The sequence below is a fragment of the Neobacillus rhizosphaerae genome, assembly GCF_050477885.1.
GTDB classification, from domain to species: domain Bacteria; phylum Bacillota; class Bacilli; order Bacillales; family Cytobacillaceae; genus Neobacillus; species Neobacillus rhizosphaerae_A.
This window is the reverse complement of the sequence record NZ_JBCNAC010000076.1, coordinates 75,887-98,218: the sequence shown is the minus strand read 5'-3', so window position 1 is coordinate 98,218 and position 22,332 is coordinate 75,887. Positions and strand designations below refer to the sequence as shown.

Here is a 22,332-nt window from a genome sequence, read left to right as displayed (position 1 = left end):
TTTTGAGAGAACGATCTCTCTAATAAAATAGTCTGGTAATTATGGCGAGAAGGTCACACCCGTTCCCATCCCGAACACGGAAGTTAAGCTTCTCAGCGCCGATGGTAGTTGGGACGAAAGTCCCTGTGAGAGTAGGACGTTGCCAGGCAAATAAAAAAAGACAATCCTAGTGGGTTGTCTTTTTTTATCTTTGTTATAAATTGACAGGTATTTTTTCCGTTATATGGTTAAAAGTACAAAACACCTCTAAAACGGCACAAAAGTCTTTGGAAATGGCACAAAACCATCTAAAAACGGCACAAAACCTCCTGAAAATGGCACAAAACCATACGGAAACGGCACAAATACCTAATAAAACAGTCTTCAATCCCGTCTCTCTCCCCACTCCTGGTATAAATCCAATACCTCATCCCAATGCCATTTCTCATAATACCAGCTTGCGACAGTAACATGATTAATCCAAACCTTTGGCTTCACTTTATCTACTTGAGAAACAAATATTTTGGCGTTCCGCCTATTTGTCCTTACCCAAACCAGTTGATTGTGAACGATTTGTGGTGCGAAATCCCCTTCATTTTTTAAAGGAAAGGTAATCTGGGACACCTGTGTATCGTTAATCTTATTTAAACTTGGTAATGGGCGCTTATCAATGTCCACTAGTTCACTTTCCTTAGAGCGAGAGACGATGAGAGTGTGGTTGTTTTGCCAAAAAAAATCACGATCCACATAACCTTTAGATGTAAGCATGTCTTTGTGTAATCCCGGAACAAAGACTGTCTTTAATTGTTTATTTTTCTGAGCCTCTCTACCTGAGCCGCTTATATAACCGAGCTGATTTTTCCATGGTGACCATCGAAACCAGTTTTCATCATTTAACATTTCATCAACTTTCTTAAAAATCTGCCCATTAAAAGAAAACAAACACAAAGTATTACTATCAGCAGATAAAGAAGCGGTTGGGATTAATAAAAAGCTAATCCACTTTTTGTCTGAAGACCATTTAAATGCGCTTGTACTCACATAGTACTCATCTTCTCCTATAGGTATGGTGTAAATATGTTTAATCTTTGGCTTGTGCTTATCGAAAACCACTTCTGAAAGGATAATGTCCGAATGAAGTTCAGGGCTTTTCTTAGATGAAACCAATAATCTCCTACCATCAGGGAACCACGAAACATTCTCTACATTTTTAGTAATAGGAGTCGCTAGATAAAGACTAGAAGGATCTGGATTGAAGAGGAATAAATCATTTTTGACAAGAAAAGTGAGTTGATTGCTTTTTGGTGACCAAGCGAAATTTTTAGATACATATATTTTTACTTTAAAATGCTTTTTCATTCTACTATTATAAAGCCATAAATCGCCACTGCTGAAGGTTTCATCACCATCTTTTGTCCCCTTTAAATAGGCAATCCAATAGCCATCCTGTGACCATTTTGGATATCTTATTATATCTCCATAAGTAATCGGCTCTTCCTTATCACCTTCTTTTACCCACAAATCATTGTCCCTAATAAAAGCCGCCTGGAGGGCTGCTAAGGAGGCATTCGCAAATACACTTGGTTGAAAAGCTGTTAAAAAAAGAACGATTATAAGTGTTCGCTTAATCATAGGATCTCCTCTATCAATAGAAAGTGTCTAACTATTATTTAGAGTGCATTAGTTTTTAAAAATTATTTTAAAATTCAATTGTTATAGCAGATACTAATTGCAAACACTATGGATGTGCTGAAAATAAGAAGGTGAAATGATGGATTGGTTGGATTGGCTCCATAAATATAAATTGACGAGTATTATTTTGGCTGCTGTGATTGCATGGATTTGTGTTTATATTATCAATAAACTCGTCCACGATTTTTTTAAGCGGACTCATTTTATTGAGGAACGAAAAGAACAAACAATCGAGAGTATGATCCGATCATTAACAAGGTACACGGCCACTTTAAGCTTTATCTTTTTTGCCATCTCTCAATACGTCACTAATTTTGGCAGAGTTCTGGCGGGAGCTGGAGTGGTCGGAGTGGTCGTCGGATTTGGAGCACAAAGCCTGATTAGAGATATCCTTTCTGGAATTTTCTTAATTTATGAGAAGCAACTGCATAAAGGTGATTTCATTACGATTAACAATACCTTCAATGGGACAGTTGAGGAGATCGGACTAAGATTTATTAAACTGCGGGAGTGGAGTGGCAAGCTATTAACCATAAGTAATGGCGAAATAAAGCAAATACATAATTACAATATCAATCAAATGCGTGTCATCGAGAGGATTGTCATCAGCTATCGAGAAAATCCAGACAAGGTAATGAAGGTTCTGGAACTGGCTTGTGAAGAAATAAATGAAATTAACAAACCATGCATGAAATTAGATGCGACAGAATGTATCGTTGAGCCATTCAAAGTGTACGGGATGACATCCTTAAATGCTTCCTTCAGAGGAATCGAATACACGATTACCGGATTGGTTGATGATACGTTTTACTGGGATGCCGCCAAACAAACTAGGAGAATAATAGCTCAAACACTATACAATCACGAGATACGGCTAGCTGAGGATACGATGCTGCTCAAGCAAGCAGAAGACCTAAATACTTCACATCCTATGGAAAATTCGAGCCTAATTACAACACTTAAGGACTGACCCATCGAGAATTATATGTTAAAGTGGTAGCAAGCAATCGTGGAGGAGGACATCTTGTGTTAGAAAACAGTTTTATTATGGTAGTGATTATTCTGCTCATCAATATTGTCTATGTTTCTTTTTTTACCATAAGGATGATACTAACTTTAAAAGGGCAGCGCTATCTCGCAGCATTTCTTAGTACGATTGAAGTGGTTATTTATGTGCTCGGACTAGGTCTTGTATTAAATAATCTCAATGAAATTCAAAACCTTATAGCCTACGCGGTTGGATATGGCATCGGTGTCATTGTCGGTATGAAGATTGAAGAAAAGCTGGCTCTCGGCTATATTACTGTTAATGTAATAACAAAGGAATATGATAAAAACCTTCCTAAAATTTTAAGAGAAAAAGGGTATGGCGTCACCAATTGGGAAGCAAATGGACTTGAAGGCGATCGGATGGCGATGCAAATACTTACCCCAAGAAAATTTGAATTAAAACTATATGATGCGATAAAAAGTTTGGATCCGAAGGCATTCATCATCACCTATGAACCGAAATCCATACATGGTGGTTTCTGGGTCAAATCAGTGAAAAGAGGGAAATTATTTTCATGAGTAAGAAGCAGAAATTTGAGGTCCAGGAAAATGAAAGTATTGAGGCATGCTTGAATAGAATGAAACAGCAAGGTTATGTTCCTGTCCGTCGTACAGAGAAACCCATTTTTCAAGAAGTGAAAAAGGGAAACGAAACCATTTACGAACCAGTCGGCCGTCAAATCGTGTTTGAAGCTCAGTTGTTGGAGTAAAACACGAACATTAAAGTGTTATTTAAAAATAATGTTCGATATTATTGTTGACATCCGATTGGGTTGGTTGGTAAGATAAAGCTATCGGATGTAACAATTAATCTTTACCCTCATATATCCATGGGAATATGGCCCATAAGTTTCTACCCAATAACCGTAAATTATTGGACTATGAGGGAAAGTCAATATGTTCGGCAATAAGGGGATATCCCCTTACGTTTATTTATGAAGTCTTTCTAATGCCCGGGCAAATGGCTTTCTCTTATCGAGGAGCTATTTGTTACGGGTATTTTCTGTTTTGTTTGTATTTTACCTTGATGTCCACTCGTGTGGCAAGTTAAGAGAAAAGGGTGAGTAGGAATGAAAGTTGGCATCATCATGGGGAGCAAGTCGGACTGGGATACAATGAAACATGCATGTGATATTCTTGATCAGCTTGAAATCGTTTATGAGAAAAAAGTTGTTTCAGCGCACCGAACACCTGATGTGATGTTTACCTATGCTGAAGAAGCTAGAAACAGAGGGTTAAAGGTAATCATAGCGGGAGCAGGCGGTGCTGCCCACCTTCCTGGCATGGTTGCGGCAAAGACAACTCTTCCGGTTATCGGAGTTCCCATTCAGTCACAAGCCTTAAAGGGATTAGATTCCCTGCTTTCCATTGTGCAAATGCCAGGCGGTGTGCCAGTGGCAACGGTGGCCATTGGAAAAGCAGGTGCCATAAATGCGGGTCTTTTGGCAGCACAAATTTTAGCAACAGAAGACCTAAACCTCGCCAATCAATTAGAAGCGAGAAGAGAAGCTATTAAACTAGAAGTCTTAGAAAGTAGTGATCAGCTTGTCTAAAGTCATTTTACCAGATGCAACAATTGGCATAATTGGTGGAGGTCAGTTGGGAAGAATGATGGCCCTAGCAGCAAAGGCACAGGGCTTTCGAATTGCCGTTTTAGAGCCGACACCAGACTCTCCCTGCGGTCAAGTCGCTGATGTTCAAGTGATTGGTGAATACAATAGCCGAGAGGCCATCAGTAAGTTAGCAGAGATGAGCGATGTCATTACATACGAATTTGAAAACATAGATGCAGATACGTTAGGCTGGTTATGTAAACATGCCTATGTGCCGCAAGGTCCTACCTTACTTACGATTACGCAGGATCGGATAAAGGAAAAACGAGCGATTCAAAAGGCGGGTATCGAGGTTGCACCCTATGAGGTGATACTGAGCTTAGATGATTTATTGTTAAAAATAGATGCAGTTGGGTACCCGGCGGTCTTAAAAACAGCAAGAGGCGGATATGATGGGAAGGGGCAGCTTGTCATTCACCATCCCGAAGACGTGTTAGAGGGCAAGGCTCTCTGTGAAATAGGCCCATGTGTGTTGGAGAAATGGATTCCATTTGAAAAAGAACTATCTGTCATTGTGACACGCAAGCAAAATGGTGAAACAGCCATTTTCCCTGTAGCTGAAAATATTCACGTCGATAATATTTTACATCAAACGATTGTCCCAGCGAGGATTTCAGAGACTGTTGCAGAAGCAGCCATTCAAAAGGCGGAGGAATTAGCAGATTCTCTTGAATTAGTAGGCACACTGGCAGTAGAAATGTTTCTAACGAATGATGGAAGCATTTATGTCAATGAACTGGCACCAAGACCGCATAATTCCGGGCATTTTTCGATAGAAGCTTGCGAGACCTCACAGTTTGAGCAGCATATTCGTGCCATTTGTAATTGGCCTTTAGGAAGCACGGAGCTATTAAAACCTGCTGTTATGGTCAATCTATTAGGAGAGCACCTTGAAACCTTGTATAGAGAGATTCCTACCCAAAAAGATTGGAAGGTTCATCTGTACGGAAAAGAAGAGCCTAAATGGAAGCGGAAAATGGGACATGTTACACTTTTACGAGAAACGACTGCGGACGCTCTTAAGGAGCTCGAAATGAGCAGTATTTGGAACACAGCAAAAGAAAAGATCGGGGGATAAAACATGATTGATCGTTACACAAGACCTGAAATGGGTGCCATTTGGACAGATGAGAACCGCTTTAATGCCTGGCTAGAGGTAGAAATTCTAGCCTGTGAAGCATGGGCGGAGTTAGGTGAAATTCCAAAAGCCGATGTTGAAAAATTACGCCAAAACGCGTCTTTCAATATTGAGCGCATCAAGGAAATTGAAGAAGAAACCCGGCACGATGTGGTGGCCTTTACACGGGCCGTATCGGAAACATTAGGAGAAGAACGGAAATGGGTTCATTACGGGTTAACGTCCACAGATGTAGTGGATACAGCACTTTCTTATGTATTAAAGCAAGCCAATGTGATTTTACAAAAAGATCTGGAAAACTTTATTGAGATATTAAAAAACAAATCCATCGAACACAAAATGACGGTTATGATGGGCAGGACTCACGGTGTTCATGCGGAACCAACAACATTTGGACTGAAGCTTGCGCTATGGTACGAAGAAATGAAACGGAATCTAGAGCGCTTTAAGCAGGCGGCAGAAGGAATCGAGTTTGGGAAGATTTCTGGTGCGGTTGGGACGTACGCGAATATTAACCCATTTGTTGAGCAATATGTTTGTGAAAAATTAGGGCTACAACGAGCACCGATTTCAACGCAAACGTTGCAGCGTGACCGCCATGCTCACTATATGTCAACGATTGCTTTGATTGCGACGTCCATTGAGAAGTTTGCAGTAGAGGTTCGCGGATTGCAAAAGAGTGAGACGCGTGAAGTAGAAGAATTTTTTGCAAAAGGTCAAAAGGGTTCCTCAGCAATGCCGCATAAACGGAATCCAATTGGTTCCGAGAATATGACGGGAATTGCCCGTGTTTTACGTGGGTACATGCTGACGGCTTATGAAAATGTGCCGCTTTGGCATGAGCGTGATATTTCTCATTCGTCTGCCGAACGGATTATATTGCCTGATGCGACAATTGGCTTGAATTATATGCTAAATCGTTTCGGTAATATTATTAAAAATCTTACTGTGTATCCGGAAAATATGAAGCGTAACATGGACCGTACGCTAGGCTTGATTTACTCACAACGTGTGCTGCTTGCGTTGATTGATAAAGGGTTATCACGCGAAGAGGCGTATGATACGGTACAGCCGAAGGCGATGGAAGCGTGGGAGAACCAGGTTCCATTCCGTGGCTTGATTGAAGAGGATCGTAAAATTACTTCGATGCTCTCACCGGCTGAAATTGCCGATTGCTTTGATTATAACTACCATCTACAGCATGTAGATACGATCTTTGACCGGTTGGGGTTGAATGGGTAAGGGTTTAGCAGCTAAGGGCTTCTATGAGCCCGAACTTTCTTGAAAAAGGGGTTAACGGTAACGTAGAGAGGATCTACGTGCCCCAAGCAGAGGAAAAAGAGAGCTGTCGGTAACGTAGAGAGGATCTACGAGACCTAAACAGAGAAAAAAGAGAGCAGCCGGTCCCGTAGGAGGATTCTACGAGACCCAAACAAAGAAAATAAAGGGTTGGCGGTCGCGTAGAGAAGCATCACAACGCGACCCCAACAAAAAATAAACCAAGGGACAGGGCACAACCAGCCTATCTGCAGTCTGAAGATTCCCAATATTGCGAATAAGGAGTGGACCACACATGAAAGAACTGCTATACGAAGGAAAAGCGAAACGAATTTACACAACAGACAACGACAACACTGTTTTGGTCGAGTACAAGGATTCAGCCACCGCTTATAACGGGCAGAAGAAAGCTGAAATTGCCGGCAAAGGCCGCTTAAATAACGAGATTACTAGTTTGTTATTTTTAAAGCTTAAAGAACAAGGGATCGAGTCTCACTTTATCGAGCGTGTATCAGAAATGGAGCAGCTTGTGAAAAGAGTAAGCATTATCCCGCTGGAAGTAGTCGTTCGCAATGTCGCAGCAGGAAGTCTTTCAAAAAGATTGGGAATCGAAGAAGGCAAAAAACTAACCACCCCGATCGTAGAATTTTATCTAAAAGATGATGAGCTGGGTGATCCACTCTTAACGGTTGACCATATTCTTGAACTGAATATCGCCACAACAGAAGAAATCTATATTTTACGAGGAAAAGCACTCGAGATAAATGCTATTTTATCCAGCTTCTTTTCAGAACTAGGAATCCGTCTGATTGATTTTAAACTAGAGTTTGGTAAAGACGAAAAGGGCAGCATTCTTCTTGCCGATGAAATTTCCCCTGACACATGCCGACTGTGGGATCAGCAAACAAACGAAAAGCTCGATAAGGATGTTTTCCGTCGTGATTTAGGGAGTTTAACCAAAGCCTATGAAACTATTTTAGAGAGACTTGGAGGTCGTCAGCATGTATAAGGTTAAGGTATATGTCACTCTTAGAGAAAGTGTATTAGATCCTCAAGGAAAAGCAGTCACACACTCCTTGCATTCACTCAATTACAAACAGGTGGCTGATGTTCGAATTGGTAAATATATGGAACTAACCGTAGAAAAATCAGAGCGGGACATTGATGAAATAGTAAATGAAATGTGCAGGAGCCTACTCGTCAATCCAGTGATCGAAGACTATCGATATGAGGTAGAGGAGTGTGTCGCCCAGTGAAGTTTGCGGTAATCGTTTTTCCAGGCTCCAACTGTGATATCGATATGTACCATGCGATAAAAGATGAACTTGGTGAGCAAGTGGAATATGTTTGGCACGATACTGAGAGCTTAGATGAGTTTGACGGAATTCTGTTGCCGGGCGGTTTCTCTTACGGAGATTACCTTCGCTCAGGTGCACTCGCTCGTTTTAGCAAGGTCATGAAAGAGGTCGTGAAAGCGGCCGAAGCAGGCAAGCCAGTCCTGGGTGTATGCAACGGATTCCAAATTCTCCTTGAGGCCGGGCTGTTACCTGGAGCGATGCGCAGGAATGAGAGTCTTTCCTTTATTTGCAAGCCGGTCCAACTAAGAGTGGAAAACAACCAAACGATGTTTACCGCTGGCTACCAACAAAGCGAAACAATCACCATCCCTGTTGCCCACGGAGAAGGAAATTACTACTGTGATGAAGCAACGCTTGCGGAACTAAAAGCAAATAACCAGATTGTATTTACTTATCAGGAAAATCCGAATGGAAGTCTCGAAAACATCGCGGGTATCGTGAATGAAAAAGGCAATGTTCTTGGAATGATGCCGCACCCTGAACGAGCAGTAGATGAGCTGTTAGGCGGGGCAGATGGACTTAAGATGTTTCAATCAATTGTAAAGGCATGGAGGGAAGCACATGTTGTTAACGCTTGAACCAAATCCTACCCAAATCAAAACAGAGAAAATCTATCAGCAAATGGGTTTATCCGATGAAGAATTTGCAATGATTGAGTCGCTCTTAGGCCGTACACCTAATTACACGGAAACAGGTCTTTTTTCGGTCATGTGGTCAGAGCATTGCAGCTATAAAAACTCAAAGCCGGTGCTGAGAAAATTCCCGGTGACAGGTGAACGCGTTCTCCAGGGTCCTGGTGAAGGAGCGGGGATCGTTGATATCGGCGACGGCCAGGCCGTTGTGTTTAAAATCGAAAGCCACAACCATCCTTCAGCGATTGAGCCGTATCAAGGGGCGGCTACTGGTGTTGGTGGTATTATCCGTGATGTTTTTTCAATGGGAGCACGTCCTATTGCTCTATTAAACTCACTACGCTTTGGTGAGCTGGATTCAGCTCGTGTTCGTTATTTATTTAAAGAAGTAGTTGCCGGGATTGCGGGTTATGGCAACTGTATAGGCATTCCAACGGTTGGCGGAGAAATTCAGTTCGAGCCTTGCTATGAAGGCAATCCACTGGTGAATGCGATGTGTGTCGGCCTTATTGATCATAAAGATATTAAAAAGGGTCTGGCCCATGGTGTGGGGAATACGGTGATGTATGTAGGCGCAAAAACAGGCCGCGACGGAATCCACGGTGCTACGTTTGCTTCCGAGGAATTAAACGAACAATCCGATGAAAAACGTCCTGCAGTTCAAGTAGGCGATCCATTTATGGAGAAGCTCCTTTTAGAAGCTTGCCTCGAGCTCATTCAATCCGATGCACTTGTAGGGATTCAGGATATGGGGGCAGCTGGCCTTACCAGTTCTTCGGCTGAAATGGCAAGTAAAGCGGGAATGGGCATTGAAATGAATTTAGACCTTGTACCACAGCGGGAAACAGGGATGACTGCCTATGAAATGATGCTGTCTGAGTCACAGGAACGCATGTTGATTGTTGTTAAAAAGGGAAGAGAGCAGGAGATTACGTCTCTTTTTGAAAAATATGATTTAGAAGCAGTGGCGATTGGAACGGTAACCGATGACAAGAAGCTGCGCTTAATTCACAGGGGCGAGATAGTTGCGGATCTACCAGTGGATGCTCTAGCAGAGGATGCACCTGTTTATCATAAACCATCCCAAGAGCCGGCTTATTTTAAGGAGTTCCAAGCAACTGAACAAGAGATTCCTCAAATCGACGATTTAAAAGACACGCTAGTAAAAATCCTGAGTCAGCCAACTGTGGCCAGCAAGGAATGGGTGTATGAGCAATACGACTATATGGTTCGTACCAACACGGTTGTTTCTCCTGGATCAGATGCATCGGTTCTTCGGATTCGCGGAACAAGAAAGGCTTTAGCCATGACAGTTGATTGCAACTCACGCTATGTCTATTTGGATCCGGAAACAGGCGGGAAAATTGCCGTGTCAGAAGCTGCCCGAAACATTATTTGTTCCGGTGCAGAGCCGTTAGCAATTACCGATAACCTGAATTTTGGAAATCCAGAAAAGCCAGAGGTTTTCTGGCAAATTGAAAAAGCAGCGGACGGAATCAGCGAGGCATGTCGCGTACTTCAAACCCCTGTTATCGGCGGAAACGTGTCATTATATAACGAAACAAGCGGTACTGCAGTTTATCCGACACCAGTCATTGGTATGGTAGGCTTAGTAACCGATATTGACCATATTACTACACAACATTTTAAAAACAGTGGGGATTTAATTTACCTTGTTGGCGAGACAAACCCTGAGTTTGGCGGTAGTGAATTACAAAAACTGATTCATGGCAGAATCTTTGGTCAAGCACCTGAATTAAATGTAATTACAGAAAAAGAAAGACAGGATACAATCCTAGCGGCGATTCGTGCAAGTTTGGTTCAATCTGCACATGACTTGTCAGAAGGCGGCTTAGGTGTGGCTCTCTCGGAATGTCTTTTCGCTAATGAACAGCTGGGGGCTGAGGTAACCATCGAAGGAGACCCTGTCACTGCCTTATTTAGTGAAACCCAATCTCGTTTTCTATTAACGGTAAAAGAAGAGAATCAAATAGAGTTTGAACGATTTGTAGAAGCCAAGCTAATCGGTCAGGTAAATGCTTCTGGAACATTACGTGTGAAGAATGATAATGAATCTGTTCTCGAAGCTTCAGTTAACGAACTGAAAGCTGCTTGGAAAGGAGCCATCCCATGCTTGCTGAAATCAAGGGATTAAATGAAGAGTGCGGAATTTTTGGCGTCTGGGGACACCCGGATGCAGCTCAATTAACTTATTACGGACTTCACAGCTTACAGCATCGCGGTCAAGAAGGAACCGGCATCGTTGTCTCTGATGGGAAAACTCTCAAAGGAGTAAAAGGTGAGGGATTGGTAGCGGAAATTTTTACAACGGAGGCGATGGCAGAGTTAACAGGTTCGGCTGCCATCGGTCATGTTCGGTATGCGACAGCAGGGGGAGGCGGCTACGAAAATGTTCAGCCACTCTTGTTCCATTCACAAAGCGGCAGTCTTGCCCTTGCTCATAATGGAAACCTAGTCAATGCCAATTCCTTGAAACACCAGCTTGAAACGCAGGGAAGTATTTTTCAAACAAGCTCTGATACGGAAGTATTAGCCCATCTCATTAGAAGAAGTGGCTATCCGCATCTTAATGATCGCGTGAAAAATGCCCTTTCCATGTTAAAAGGAGCATATGCGTATTTAATCATGACGGAAACGGAGTTAATGGTTGCACTTGATCCGCATGGCTTGAGACCTCTTTCACTGGGCTTGTTAGGTGATGCCTATGTAGTAGCATCTGAGACATGTGCATTTGATGTGGTCGGAGCGGAATATATCCGTGAAATTATGCCGGGTGAACTGTTGATTATCAATGAAAACGGATTAACCTCTGAGAGATTTGCTGTCAGTACCACGAAAGCCATTTGTATGATGGAATATGTGTATTTTTCCAGACCGGATAGCAATATTCATGGAATCAATGTGCATACGGCTCGAAAAAACCTTGGAAAAAGATTAGCTCTTGAAGCCCCTATTGATGCGGATGTCGTGACAGGGGTCCCAGATTCGAGTATTTCTGCCGCCATTGGCTATGCAGAAGAGGCGGGAATCCCCTATGAAATGGGGTTAATTAAGAATCGCTATGTGGGAAGAACGTTTATCCAGCCTTCACAATCACTGAGGGAACAAGGGGTAAAAATGAAGTTATCAGCGGTTCGTGGGGTAGTCGAAGGCAAGCGGGTAGTCATGGTCGATGACTCCATTGTCCGTGGAACGACGAGCAGACGGATTGTTTCGCTTCTTAAGGAAGCAGGAGCAACCGAAGTACATGTGGTGATTAGCTCACCTCCGATTAAAAACCCTTGTTTTTATGGCATTGATACCTCAACGAAGGAAGAATTAATTGCCTCAGATAAATCGGTAGAGGACATTCGCCAGTTGATTGGGGCTGATTCCTTAACCTTTTTAACAGTAGATGGCATGATGCATGCGCTAGGTCAAGAAGGCACGAACGGCTATTGTCTTGGCTGCTTTACCGGAAATTATCCAACAGAAATTTATCCCGATACACTCCAATATTATTATCAAAAATAGGAAGGGAGCACTGGCATGACAAACGCGTATAAACAAGCAGGCGTAAATATCGAAGCAGGATACGAAGCGGTAGAACGTATGAAAAAACATGTCCAAAAAACAGCAAGAGCCGGTGTCATCGGCAGCTTAGGCGGATTCGGGGGCATGTTTGATCTGTCCGCTCTCAACTTGAAAGAGCCAGTTCTGGTGTCAGGCACCGATGGGGTTGGGACAAAATTAAAGATTGCTTTTATGATGGACCAGCACGATACCATTGGGATAGATGCGGTTGCGATGTGTGTGAATGATGTTGTTGTCCAAGGAGCAGAACCTCTTTACTTTTTAGATTATATTGCATGTGGTAAAGCAGAACCGGAAAAAATTGAGGCTATTGTAAAAGGCATTGCAGAGGGCTGTGAGCAGGCTGGATGTGCGTTGATTGGCGGCGAAACAGCAGAAATGCCGGGACTCTATCGTGAAGACGAGTATGATCTAGCCGGTTTTACTGTTGGGGCGTGTGAAAAGCAAACGCTAATTTCGGGTGAGGATATAAAGCCAGGGGATGTGTTAGTCGGATTAGCGTCAAGCGGCATTCATAGTAATGGCTACTCCCTTGTCAGAAAAGTATTTAACAACTGGTCATTGATCGAATACGTGAATGAACTAGAGTGTACATTAGGGGAAGAATTACTCAAGCCGACTAAAATTTATGTGAAGCCTATTTTGTCCGCACTAAAAACATTCAAGATAAAAGGAATGGCTCATATTACAGGCGGAGGCTTTATTGAGAATATTCCGCGGATGCTTCCCGCTGGTCTTGGTGCAGAGTTGATTGAAAAAAGCTGGCAGATCCCAGCTGTGTTTAAGCTGATATCTGAGGTTGGACAAATTGGTTACAAAGAGATGTATAATGTGTTTAACATGGGCATCGGAATGGTGGTCGCTATTGATAAGGAAGAGGCACCAGACTTAATTCAGCATTTCGAGCAAGCTGGAGAGACGGCGTATGAAATAGGTGTAGTCACCAATCAAGAAGGAATTCGCATTAAAGGATTGGGTGAGTGGGAATGAAACGCTTTGCAGTGTTTGCCTCAGGGAGCGGGAGTAATTTTCAAGCCATCGTCGATAAGGTGCAATCAGGAGAGTTGTCTGCCGAATTATCAATGTTAATATGTGATCAACCCGGTGCGTTTGCAATCGAAAGAGCAAGGAAGGCGCGCATTCCCTCTTTTGTTTTTCACGCAAAGGAGTATCCTAGTAAGGCGGATTATGAAAAGGAAATTTCCTTTCTTTTAAAGGAAAGAAACATCGATTTTATCGTCCTTGCTGGATATATGCGTTTGATTGGCCCAATCTTGCTTAAAGAGTTTGAGGGACGAATTGTGAATATCCATCCTTCCCTGCTTCCCAATTTTCCTGGTAAAGATGCCATTGGTCAGGCGCTGGCCGCCAAAGCAAAATGGAGTGGGGTTACGATCCACTATGTGGATGAAGGCATGGACACGGGACCCATCATTGTTCAGGAGCGAGTTCGTGTAGAAGAAAGTGACACACGAGAAAGCCTGCAGGAGAAAATCCAATCGATTGAACATAAGCTCTATCCATCCATTCTACAAATGTTGTTAACCAGAGGAGAGGTCATTAATGAAGAAAAAACGCGCACTTATTAGTGTTTCTGACAAAACCGGAGTAGGAGAATTTGCTAAGGAATTGGTTGCTCTTGGCTATGAAATCATTTCAACCGGCGGGACGAAAAAGATGCTTCACGAACAGGGCATTCCTGTATTGGGCGTGAGTGATGTCACTGGATTTCCGGAAATTTTAGAAGGACGCGTTAAGACGTTAAATCCGTTTATTCATGGTGGTCTGCTTGCAAAGCAAGATGATGCGGAACATCAAAAACAGCTGGATGAACATGGAATTGAGGCAATCCAGCTTGTTTGCGTCAATCTGTATCCATTTCAGCAAACCATTGAAAAACCAAATGTAACAGTGGAGGACGCGATTGAAAATATTGATATCGGCGGTCCAACGATGCTTCGTGCTTCAGCGAAAAACCATCAATATGTCACGGTTGTAGTGGATCCCGCTGACTACGCGACAGTGATTGCTGAGTTGCAGACGAATGAAAAAACAACAATAGAAACAAGAAGAAAGCTAGCGGCGAAAGTGTTCCGTCACACTGCAGCCTACGATGCACTCATTGCAGGCTACATGACTGATTTAGCTCAAGAAGAGACACCCGAAAAGTTAACCGTTACATATGAATTAAACCAGACCTTACGATACGGAGAGAACCCACATCAACAAGCTGCTTTTTATAAAAAGCCACTTGGCTCCGTGTTTTCGATTGCTTATGCAGAGCAGCTTCATGGCAAAGAGCTTTCCTACAACAATATCAACGATGCCGATGCAGCACTGCAAATTGTAAAAGAATTCACTGAGCCAGCGGCTGTTGCAGTGAAGCATATGAATCCATGCGGAGTCGGTACAGGAACAACAAGCTTGGATGCGTTTAATAAAGCATTTGCAGCAGATCCTGTGTCTATTTTTGGTGGAATTATTGCTTTCAATCGTGAAGTAGATGCAGAAACAGCTAGAAAACTTCACGAAATCTTTTTAGAAATTATTATTGCCCCATCCTTCTCGGAGGAGGCATTGTCTATTCTTACAGGTAAAAAGAACCTTCGCTTGTTAACGATTTCGTCTGATGGTGTAAAGAAGCCGGAACAGAAAATGACAACAATCGAAGGGGGATTACTAGTTCAAGACCAGGATCGCTTTACCCTAGAGGATGCTGTTGTCAAAGTAGCAACGAAGAGACAGCCGACAGAGGTAGAATGGGAAGCATTAAAGCTTGGCTGGAAAGTTGTGAAGCATGTAAAGTCCAATGCGATCGTTGTGGCAAATGAGGATATGACCATCGGGATTGGAGCTGGACAAATGAACCGTGTGGGAGCGGCAGAAATTGCATTGAAACAGGCAGGAGAAAAAGCGGAAGGTGCAGCTCTAGCATCAGATGCATTTTTCCCAATGGATGATACCGTTGAGGCGGCAGCAAAAGCAGGCATTACCGCAATTATTCAGCCGGGCGGTTCGATCCGTGATGAGGATTCAATTAAGAAAGCAGACGAATACGGAATTGCCATGGTGTTTACCGGAGTAAGACATTTTAAACACTAAGTGGAGGTGTGTATGATGAAGGTCCTAATCATTGGCCGCGGTGGTAGAGAGCATGCTTTATGCCGAAAAGTAAGTGAAAGCACGTTGGTTGAAAAAGTCTTTGTCGCACCTGGAAATGACGGAATGGTGGATGTAGCTGAGCTTGTTTCTCTTGAGGAATCACAGCATGAGCAATTGATTAGATTTGCCCAAGAGCAGGAAGTGGGCCTCACTATTATTGGACCGGAAGTACCTCTCTTAGCAGGTCTGGCAGACAAGTTTGAAGCAGCAGGCTTACTTGTCTTCGGTCCCCGTCAAGTAGCGGCGGAAATTGAGGGAAGTAAAGCTTTTGCTAAGGAACTGATGAAAAAATATCAGATTCCGACGGCTGATTATGCTGTATTTACTTCCATTGAAGAAGCTCGTGCCTATATCGAAGAAAAAGGGGCGCCTATTGTTATAAAAGCCGATGGTTTAGCAGCTGGAAAAGGTGTAACAGTTGCCCTCACAAAAGAGGAAGCGTTGGCAAGTCTAGAGGAAATGCTTGTTGGTGCGAGGTTTGGCGCGGCCTCTTCTCGAGTGGTCATTGAGGAATGCCTATTCGGCGAGGAATTTTCACTCATGGCCTTGGTGAATGGTGAAGTGGTCGTTCCACTGGAAATCGCTCAAGACCATAAGCGGGCGTTTGATGGGGACCAGGGGCCAAATACAGGTGGAATGGGCGCTTATTCACCAGTTCCTCAGATTGGCAGAGATACGGTAGAAACGGCTATTGAGACCGTCCTAATTCCGGCAGCCAAGGCTATGGTACAGGAAGGTAGAAGTTTTTGCGGTGTTTTATATGCCGGGTTAATTGCAACTGCAGAGGGCCCAAAGGTTATTGAATTTAATGCCCGTTTTGGGGATCCGGAAACTCAAGTTATTTTACCTAGATTACAATCGGATTTGGTGCAAGTGATGGTTAAGCTGCTGTTAGAAGGCGGCCGTCCTCAGCTCGAATGGTCCGAAGAAGCGATGGTGGGGGTTGTTGTTGCAGCAAAGGGATATCCTGATGAATATGAAAAGGGTGCTGTACTGACAGGATTGCAAGATTTTACTGATGAAGTGGTTACTTTTCATGCGGGATCTTTGAAAAATGCATCCGGTGAATTCATCACTAATGGTGGAAGGGTCTTACTTGTCGGTGCAAAGGCGGAAACGCTGCAAGCAGCACAAGAAAAGGTTTATCACGAGATGGAAAAGCTTCAGTGTGATGGGATTTTTTATCGAAAAGATATTGGGGCAAAAGCAATTCAACCCGTTATTGGCTAACGGGCTCGTCTTCTACTTGATCGGCGCATGTATGCATAGAGCAGGGCGACAATGCTCCCGATTATCACAATTAACACAAACGACATATGACTAACGTATTCCCAAAACATCAACATCGACTCCTATCAGGGAGGCTGACTCAGGTTAGGGGCTTATTCACTTGCCCCTAGCTTTGAGTAAGCCTCTCTTTTTAATAATCTTTTTTGTGTGACTCATTCCTAATTAAGTTCTCTGTTAAAAAACTGCTTATATGGGCCTAATTTCCCTCTCGAACAACGAGAAAGGTCACGTAAAGAGGTTCTATGAACCCGTTTCCTTCCTGGGATGACGAGAAAGGTCACGTAGAGAAGGTCTATGAACCCGTTTCCTTCCTGGGATGATGAGAAAGGTCGCATAGAGAGGTTCTATGAACCCGTTTTCTTCCCGGGATGACGAGAAAGGTCGCGTAGAGAGGTTCTATGAACCCGTTTTCTTCCCGGGATGACGAGAAAGGTCGCATAGAGAGGTTCTATGAACCCGTTTTCTTCCCGGGATGACGAGAAAGGTCGCGTAGAGAAGGTCTATGAACCCGTTTCCTTCCTGGGATGACGAGAAAGGTCACGTAGAGAGGTTCTATGAACCCGTTTTCTTCACGGGATGACGAGAAAGGTCGCATAGAGAGGTTCTATGAACCCGTTTTCTTCCCGGGATGACGAGAAAGGTCGCGTAGAGAAGGTCTATGAACCCGTTTCCCTCTCAGGATGACGAGAAAGGTCGCATAGAGAGGTTCAATGAACCCGTTTCCTTCCCGGGATGACGAGAAAGGTCACGTAGAGAGGTTCAATGCGCCCGAATTTCCTTTCGAACGACGAGAATCGTCACGTAAACGAATTGTAGAAGCCTTTACACCTTGTCCAACAACTAAGACGGATTATAAGGAAGTACCTCTTCTCCATCAAAATCCTCTAGCCCTTCCATACTATTCCTTGACTCGTTGGTAGGGTCATCATCCTGCATTCTATTTTGATATTGCTCATATAATGCGGTTAGCGGACAATAACGAACAATACCTTCTGCTACCTTCATTGCACCCATAAACGCAGCCAATAAATAAGAATCTCTCCAAGGACGCTTCACAAGCTTTGAGGTGCTCCAGGCAAGAATAGTTAACCCAAAGGTAATCCGAATTAGCGCATTTAAAATCCCGATATTTGGACGGATATTCAAGTTGTTCACTCCTTCACAATATTTTTACAATATTTATCAATTCTTTAATGCGTTAAATGATAAAATATGATAATATAGTATCTAAAGAAATTTTGTAAGGGCTTTCTTTATGATTAAATCAAGTTTTTAACATAGATATAGTTTGTTTGAAAAGGGAGGGATATGGTATGCTAGAACAACGCTACCGCTGGAAAAACAAAAACTTACGCATGCATGTATCCGTTTTAGATGGGAAAACTTCTCCAACAATCCTATTGAAAAACGCCTTATATTTAAACCAGACGTTTCGTCAATGGATGAGAGCGAATATTTGGATTTACGACGACCGCATTGTGTATGTGGGTGAGAACCTGCCTGCACAAATTGATGAAAATTGTGAAATCATGGATTGCACAAATGAAATTTTAGTTCCGGGTTATATTGAACCACATGCACATCCGTTTCAACTATATAATCCCCTAACATTGGCGGCATATGCATCCCAGTTCGGGACGACAACATTAATTAATGACAATATGGCACTCATTTTACATTTGAAAAAAAGGGAAGCGTTTTCATTATTGCGGGATCTCCGCTCGATCCCTTCCACCATGTTTTGGTGGTGTCGGTTTGATTCACAAACGGAAATTTTGAATGAAGAGGAAAAATTTTCGCATAGTAATATTAAAACGTGGCTTGAGCATGATGCCGTGCTACAAGGCGGAGAACTCACCGGATGGCCAAAACTGCTTGATGGCGATGATATGATGCTTCATTGGATTCAGGAAGCGAAACGGATGCGAAAGCAAATTGAAGGTCATTTTCCAGGTGCTTCTGAAAAAACGTTGGCGAAAATGATGTTGCTTGGCGCCGATTGTGATCATGAAGCCATGACGGGGGAAGAGGTTTATAACCGTTTGATGCAAGGGTATATGGTCTCTTTAAGGCACTCTTCCATTCGCCCGGATCTTCCGCAGCTATTGGATGATATGAAGCGTTTAGGCATTGAGGCATATGATAGATTACTATTCAATACAGATGGCTCATCTTCTGCCTTTTATGAACAAGGAATTACGGATCACATGATTCGAATTGCTATTGAAAAAGGCGTGCCAATTATTGATGCCTATAATATGGCAACTGTGAATATAGCAAGATACTATAATATCGACCATTTACATGGGAATATCGCAACAGGTCGCGTAGCTAATATTAACTTCCTATCTAGTATTGAAAATCCAACTCCTGTATCTGTCCTAGCAAAAGGAAAATGGGTAAAACGGGATGGCGTAAAGGTGGAAGAGGCGTATCCTGGGGTGGATTGGAAGGACTACGGCTTAAAGCCAATGGAGTTAGATTGGGAACTCTCCATGGATGATTTACAGTATTCTATGCCGTTCGGAATTAAAATGGAAAACTCAGTTATTACAAAGCCTTATTCCATCTCCATCGATGTCTCAGGGGATGAACTGCCTCCAGACCATGATGAATGCTTCTTTACCTTAATAGACCGTAAAGGGAAATGGAGAATTAATACCGTGTTAAAAGGCTTTGCAACGAAGGTGTCCGCCTTAGCAAGCTCGTTTTCTAATACAGGAGATATTATTTTAATTGGGAAAAATAAACAAGATATGCTCCGTGCATTTAATAGAATGAAAGAATTAGGCGGAGGCATTGTCATGGTAGAGGAAGAAAAGGTTGTTTGCGAACTGCCGCTTTATTTAAATGGAGTTATGTCAGATCTTCCTGTGGAAGAGTTAATGCAGCAGGAAAAGAGATTATTTGAAGAATTAAAGGAGCGGGGCTATTCTTTTTCAGATCCAATTTATAGTCTACTGTTCTTTTCTTCGACTCATCTGCCATATATTCGCATAACGCAGCAGGGAATGTATGATGTTATGAACAAAACAGTACTCTTTCCTTCGATAATGCGTTAAACTGTAAATAAGTAAAGAGTTAAAGTGTGAAAGTATAAATAGGGGTGTTCAATAAATGAAAAAATGGGCTGTTGCCATGGCAGCTGTTCTGTTACTGTTTTCAGGCTGCAGTAATAAGGAAAAAGAAAAAGTACAGGAACCAGTAAAAAAAGAAAAAGTGGTTGAAAAGGTTGAAGAAAAAGAGCAAGAGAAGCAAGAATACCCTTATTCTTATCCATTAACAGGCATAGGTTCTACAACCGAAACGGATGGAAGAGCCGTTGCTGTTATGGTTAATAATCATCCGAAAGCCCGACCACAATCAGGTTTAAATAAGGCTGATGTGGTGTATGAGGTGCTTGCAGAGGGTGATATTACTCGCTTCCTTGCCGTCTTTCAAAGTGAAAGGCCAGAAAATATTGGACCGGTCCGCAGTGCACGTGATTATTATGTTAATCTTGCCAAAGGATTGAATGCCCTTTATGTTGCTCATGGTTGGAGTGAAGAGGCAAAGAAGATGCTGGAAGGAAATGTTGTGGATAATTTAAACGGAATGGTTTATGATGGTACCCTGTTTAAGCGATCCAAAACCCGAAAAGCACCACACAACTCCTATATTACGTATGATAATATTCTAAAAGGCGCTCAGCAAAAAAAGTATTCAATGGAAAAAAGTCCCCCGAGTTTTACGTTTTTGTCTGAGAAAGAGAGAACAAATGTAACCGGGAATGAAGCCGCATCGGTGAAGATTACTTATTCAAAGGGTGGGATTTCGGATTCTGTTCTTGAATTCGATTCTACGCTTGGCAAATATAAGCGCTTCTCAGGTGGGGAGCAGACCGCTGATTTAGACACTAATGAACCAGTTTTACTGGATAATGTATTTATTATTGAAGCCGTTCATAAAATCATTGATACCTATGGCCGAAGGGATATTGACCTGCAGTCAGGAGGAAGAGCCTACCTCATCCAGATGGGGAAGGTGAACGAAGTAGAATGGGCTAATCGGAATGGCCTAATTGTTCCCATGAAAAATGGGCAAGAGATTCCTTTGGTTCAAGGAAGGACTTGGGTGAATGTGGTTCCAACTAGTCCTGGAATTGAAACAAGTGTTTCTTTTAACGTTAAATAAACATTTGATCTTAAAGGGGTAAAGAATATGCAAATTAATAAATTACGTGGAAAAGAGCTTGACCAGTTGTTCCAATCGGTCCTTTCATTAAAGGATTTGGAAGAATGCTATCGCTTTTTCGATGATTTGTGCACGATCAACGAAATTCAATCATTAGCACAACGCCTGGATGTGGCAAGAATGTTAAGAGAAGGTAATACGTATCATAAAATTGAAACAGAAACAGGTGCAAGCACAGCAACGATTTCACGTGTGAAGCGCTGCTTAAACTTTGGAAACGATACGTACGAAATGGTTCTAGAACGCATTAAAGACGAAAATAGTAAAAATAGCAACGAATAAAAAACCGAAGAGGCTAATCTTCGGTTTTTTTCTTTTATTCAACGTGTTGAAAAAGCATACTGCTGTTTCAGACACACTGTTGATTGGAGCGGAAGGCGCGAAGACTCCTGTGGGAGTATGGTTCAGGGGAGACCCCGCAGGCGTGAGCGCCGAGGAGGCTCGCCGAAACACCCACGAACCGCTCGCGCCTGGAGCTGAAATCAACAGGCATGTTAATGCCCATAACAAACTGGATATGATTTCTATAATTAGAATCACTGTTTTGTTTTTTTATCGAAAGGGCAAATGCTATAATGGTGTAATGGATTACTGAATGGGAGGATCTTTGGGATGTATGATTTTCGCGAGTGGCGGCATGTGTTTAAACTCGATCCAAATAAAGAAATAACAGACGAGCAATTGGAAAGAATTTGTGAGTCTGGTACAGATGCAGTGATTGTAGGAGGAACGGATGGAGTAACACTCGAGAACGTTCTTGATCTAATGGCAAGAATTCGCCGTTATACGGTTCCATGTGTCCTTGAAGTTTCAAGTATCGATACGGTTACACCAGGTTTTGATCTTTATTTTGTACCAACCATATTAAACAGTAGTGACCCAAACTGGATTACTGGGTTGCATCATCAAGCAGTTAAGGAATATGGTGAAATCATAGATTGGGAAGAATTCGCCATGGAAGGGTACTGTATTTTAAACGAAGAATGTAAAGCGGCTAAACTGACATCAGCCAACGCTCAATTAACAACAGAGGATGTTAAGGCATATGCAATGATGGCAGAAAAAATGTTTCAGCTTCCAATCTTCTATTTAGAATATAGCGGCAAATATGGGGACCCTGCTTTAGTGGCAGAGGTCAAAAAGGTTCTTGAACAAACTACGTTATTTTATGGTGGGGGAATAACTACCGCCGAACAGGCAGTAGAAATGGCTAAGCATGCCGATGTCATTGTTGTGGGAAATGTCATTTATGATGATTTTAATCAAGCGTTGGAAACCGTAAAAAGTGTTAAATAGATATTTGCATCAGAGAA

At 42.6% G+C, this 22,332-nt stretch carries 22 protein-coding genes, 1 rRNA gene and 1 riboswitch; of the genes, 20 read left to right on the top strand and 3 right to left on the bottom strand.

Features of this window, described 5'->3' with window-relative positions; genetic code table 11:
• The first annotated feature begins 31 nt into the window (after nucleotides 1–31).
• Nucleotides 32–148 (top strand): 5S ribosomal RNA (gene rrf, locus ABES03_RS10450).
• A gap of 215 nt (nucleotides 149–363) precedes the next feature.
• Here rrf and ABES03_RS10445 read toward each other — a convergent pair.
• Nucleotides 364–1,611: a TolB family protein gene (locus tag ABES03_RS10445; protein ID WP_430117229.1), complete on the bottom strand. Its 1,248-nt coding sequence runs from the start codon at nucleotides 1,609–1,611 to the stop codon at nucleotides 364–366.
• Nucleotides 1,612–1,747: 136 nt separating this feature from the next.
• On the opposite strand from ABES03_RS10445, the gene ABES03_RS10440 reads away from it, so the two are divergent.
• From ABES03_RS10440 to purD, 15 genes are all read left to right on the top strand, one after another.
• Complete coding sequence (locus ABES03_RS10440; protein WP_430117228.1) at nucleotides 1,748–2,641, top strand: mechanosensitive ion channel family protein; 894 nt, start codon at nucleotides 1,748–1,750, stop codon at nucleotides 2,639–2,641.
• A gap of 56 nt (nucleotides 2,642–2,697) precedes the next feature.
• Nucleotides 2,698–3,240, top strand: coding sequence for a DUF2179 domain-containing protein (locus tag ABES03_RS10435; protein ID WP_430117227.1), 543 nt, complete (start codon nucleotides 2,698–2,700; stop codon nucleotides 3,238–3,240).
• Complete coding sequence (locus ABES03_RS10430) at nucleotides 3,237–3,431, top strand: NETI motif-containing protein (protein WP_430117226.1); 195 nt, start codon at nucleotides 3,237–3,239, stop codon at nucleotides 3,429–3,431. The genes ABES03_RS10435 and ABES03_RS10430 overlap by 4 nt, the downstream gene beginning before the upstream one ends.
• 90 nt (nucleotides 3,432–3,521) lie before the next feature.
• Nucleotides 3,522–3,623, top strand: a riboswitch (purine riboswitch).
• A gap of 168 nt (nucleotides 3,624–3,791) precedes the next feature.
• On the top strand, nucleotides 3,792–4,274 hold the full coding sequence (gene purE, locus ABES03_RS10425; RefSeq protein WP_430117225.1) for a 5-(carboxyamino)imidazole ribonucleotide mutase: 483 nt from the start codon (nucleotides 3,792–3,794) through the stop codon (nucleotides 4,272–4,274).
• Complete coding sequence (purK, locus tag ABES03_RS10420) at nucleotides 4,258–5,412, top strand: 5-(carboxyamino)imidazole ribonucleotide synthase (protein WP_430117224.1); 1,155 nt, start codon at nucleotides 4,258–4,260, stop codon at nucleotides 5,410–5,412. Before purE ends, purK begins: the two co-directional genes overlap by 17 nt.
• Before the next feature lie 3 nt (nucleotides 5,413–5,415).
• Entirely contained in the window at nucleotides 5,416–6,714 is a 1,299-nt protein-coding gene (gene purB, locus ABES03_RS10415) for an adenylosuccinate lyase (protein ID WP_430117223.1), read from the top strand.
• Between the two features lie 331 nt (nucleotides 6,715–7,045).
• Entirely contained in the window at nucleotides 7,046–7,759 is a 714-nt protein-coding gene (gene purC / locus ABES03_RS10410; protein ID WP_430117222.1) for a phosphoribosylaminoimidazolesuccinocarboxamide synthase, read from the top strand.
• The gene (gene purS, locus ABES03_RS10405; protein ID WP_430117221.1) at nucleotides 7,752–8,006 is read left to right on the top strand and encodes a phosphoribosylformylglycinamidine synthase subunit PurS; all 255 of its coding nucleotides are present in this window, start codon (nucleotides 7,752–7,754) and stop codon (nucleotides 8,004–8,006) included. The genes purC and purS overlap by 8 nt, the downstream gene beginning before the upstream one ends.
• Nucleotides 8,003–8,686: a phosphoribosylformylglycinamidine synthase subunit PurQ gene (gene purQ, locus ABES03_RS10400; protein WP_430117220.1), complete on the top strand. Its 684-nt coding sequence runs from the start codon at nucleotides 8,003–8,005 to the stop codon at nucleotides 8,684–8,686. The genes purS and purQ overlap by 4 nt, the downstream gene beginning before the upstream one ends.
• Nucleotides 8,670–10,895: a phosphoribosylformylglycinamidine synthase subunit PurL gene (gene purL / locus ABES03_RS10395; RefSeq protein WP_430117219.1), complete on the top strand. Its 2,226-nt coding sequence runs from the start codon at nucleotides 8,670–8,672 to the stop codon at nucleotides 10,893–10,895. Before purQ ends, purL begins: the two co-directional genes overlap by 17 nt.
• Entirely contained in the window at nucleotides 10,871–12,274 is a 1,404-nt protein-coding gene (purF, locus tag ABES03_RS10390; RefSeq protein ID WP_430117218.1) for an amidophosphoribosyltransferase, read from the top strand. Before purL ends, purF begins: the two co-directional genes overlap by 25 nt.
• 15 nt (nucleotides 12,275–12,289) lie before the next feature.
• Nucleotides 12,290–13,324: a phosphoribosylformylglycinamidine cyclo-ligase gene (purM, locus tag ABES03_RS10385; protein ID WP_430117217.1), complete on the top strand. Its 1,035-nt coding sequence runs from the start codon at nucleotides 12,290–12,292 to the stop codon at nucleotides 13,322–13,324.
• Entirely contained in the window at nucleotides 13,321–13,923 is a 603-nt protein-coding gene (purN, locus tag ABES03_RS10380) for a phosphoribosylglycinamide formyltransferase (RefSeq protein WP_430117216.1), read from the top strand. The genes purM and purN overlap by 4 nt, the downstream gene beginning before the upstream one ends.
• Nucleotides 13,898–15,436, top strand: a complete 1,539-nt coding sequence (purH, locus tag ABES03_RS10375) for a bifunctional phosphoribosylaminoimidazolecarboxamide formyltransferase/IMP cyclohydrolase (RefSeq protein WP_430117215.1) — start codon at nucleotides 13,898–13,900, stop codon at nucleotides 15,434–15,436. Before purN ends, purH begins: the two co-directional genes overlap by 26 nt.
• A gap of 15 nt (nucleotides 15,437–15,451) precedes the next feature.
• The gene (purD, locus tag ABES03_RS10370; protein ID WP_430117234.1) at nucleotides 15,452–16,726 is read left to right on the top strand and encodes a phosphoribosylamine--glycine ligase; all 1,275 of its coding nucleotides are present in this window, start codon (nucleotides 15,452–15,454) and stop codon (nucleotides 16,724–16,726) included.
• Here the strand turns inward: purD and ABES03_RS10365 are convergent.
• Both ABES03_RS10365 and ABES03_RS10360 read right to left on the bottom strand, forming a co-directional pair.
• Complete coding sequence (locus ABES03_RS10365; RefSeq protein WP_430117214.1) at nucleotides 16,723–16,836, bottom strand: EYxxD motif small membrane protein; 114 nt, start codon at nucleotides 16,834–16,836, stop codon at nucleotides 16,723–16,725. The genes purD and ABES03_RS10365 overlap by 4 nt on opposite strands.
• Before the next feature lie 790 nt (nucleotides 16,837–17,626).
• A complete protein-coding gene (locus ABES03_RS10360; protein WP_430117213.1) occupies nucleotides 17,627–17,932 on the bottom strand; it encodes a YgaP family membrane protein in 306 nt (101 codons plus the stop codon).
• Between the two features lie 167 nt (nucleotides 17,933–18,099).
• Between ABES03_RS10360 and ABES03_RS10355 the strand changes: the two genes are divergently transcribed.
• The 4 genes from ABES03_RS10355 to ABES03_RS10340 all read left to right on the top strand — a co-directional run bounded on the left by ABES03_RS10355 (nucleotide 18,100) and on the right by ABES03_RS10340 (nucleotide 22,315).
• The gene (locus ABES03_RS10355; RefSeq protein ID WP_430117212.1) at nucleotides 18,100–19,848 is read left to right on the top strand and encodes an adenine deaminase C-terminal domain-containing protein; all 1,749 of its coding nucleotides are present in this window, start codon (nucleotides 18,100–18,102) and stop codon (nucleotides 19,846–19,848) included.
• Nucleotides 19,849–19,903: 55 nt separating this feature from the next.
• Nucleotides 19,904–20,959 (top strand): DUF3048 domain-containing protein, encoded by a 1,056-nt coding sequence (locus ABES03_RS10350; protein ID WP_430117211.1) that lies wholly within the window; start codon nucleotides 19,904–19,906, stop codon nucleotides 20,957–20,959.
• A gap of 27 nt (nucleotides 20,960–20,986) precedes the next feature.
• Nucleotides 20,987–21,301, top strand: coding sequence for a YerC/YecD family TrpR-related protein (locus tag ABES03_RS10345; RefSeq protein ID WP_430117210.1), 315 nt, complete (start codon nucleotides 20,987–20,989; stop codon nucleotides 21,299–21,301).
• A 330-nt stretch (nucleotides 21,302–21,631) separates the two neighbouring features.
• A complete protein-coding gene (locus ABES03_RS10340; RefSeq protein WP_430117209.1) occupies nucleotides 21,632–22,315 on the top strand; it encodes a heptaprenylglyceryl phosphate synthase in 684 nt (227 codons plus the stop codon).
• Nucleotides 22,316–22,332 lie beyond the last annotated feature (17 nt).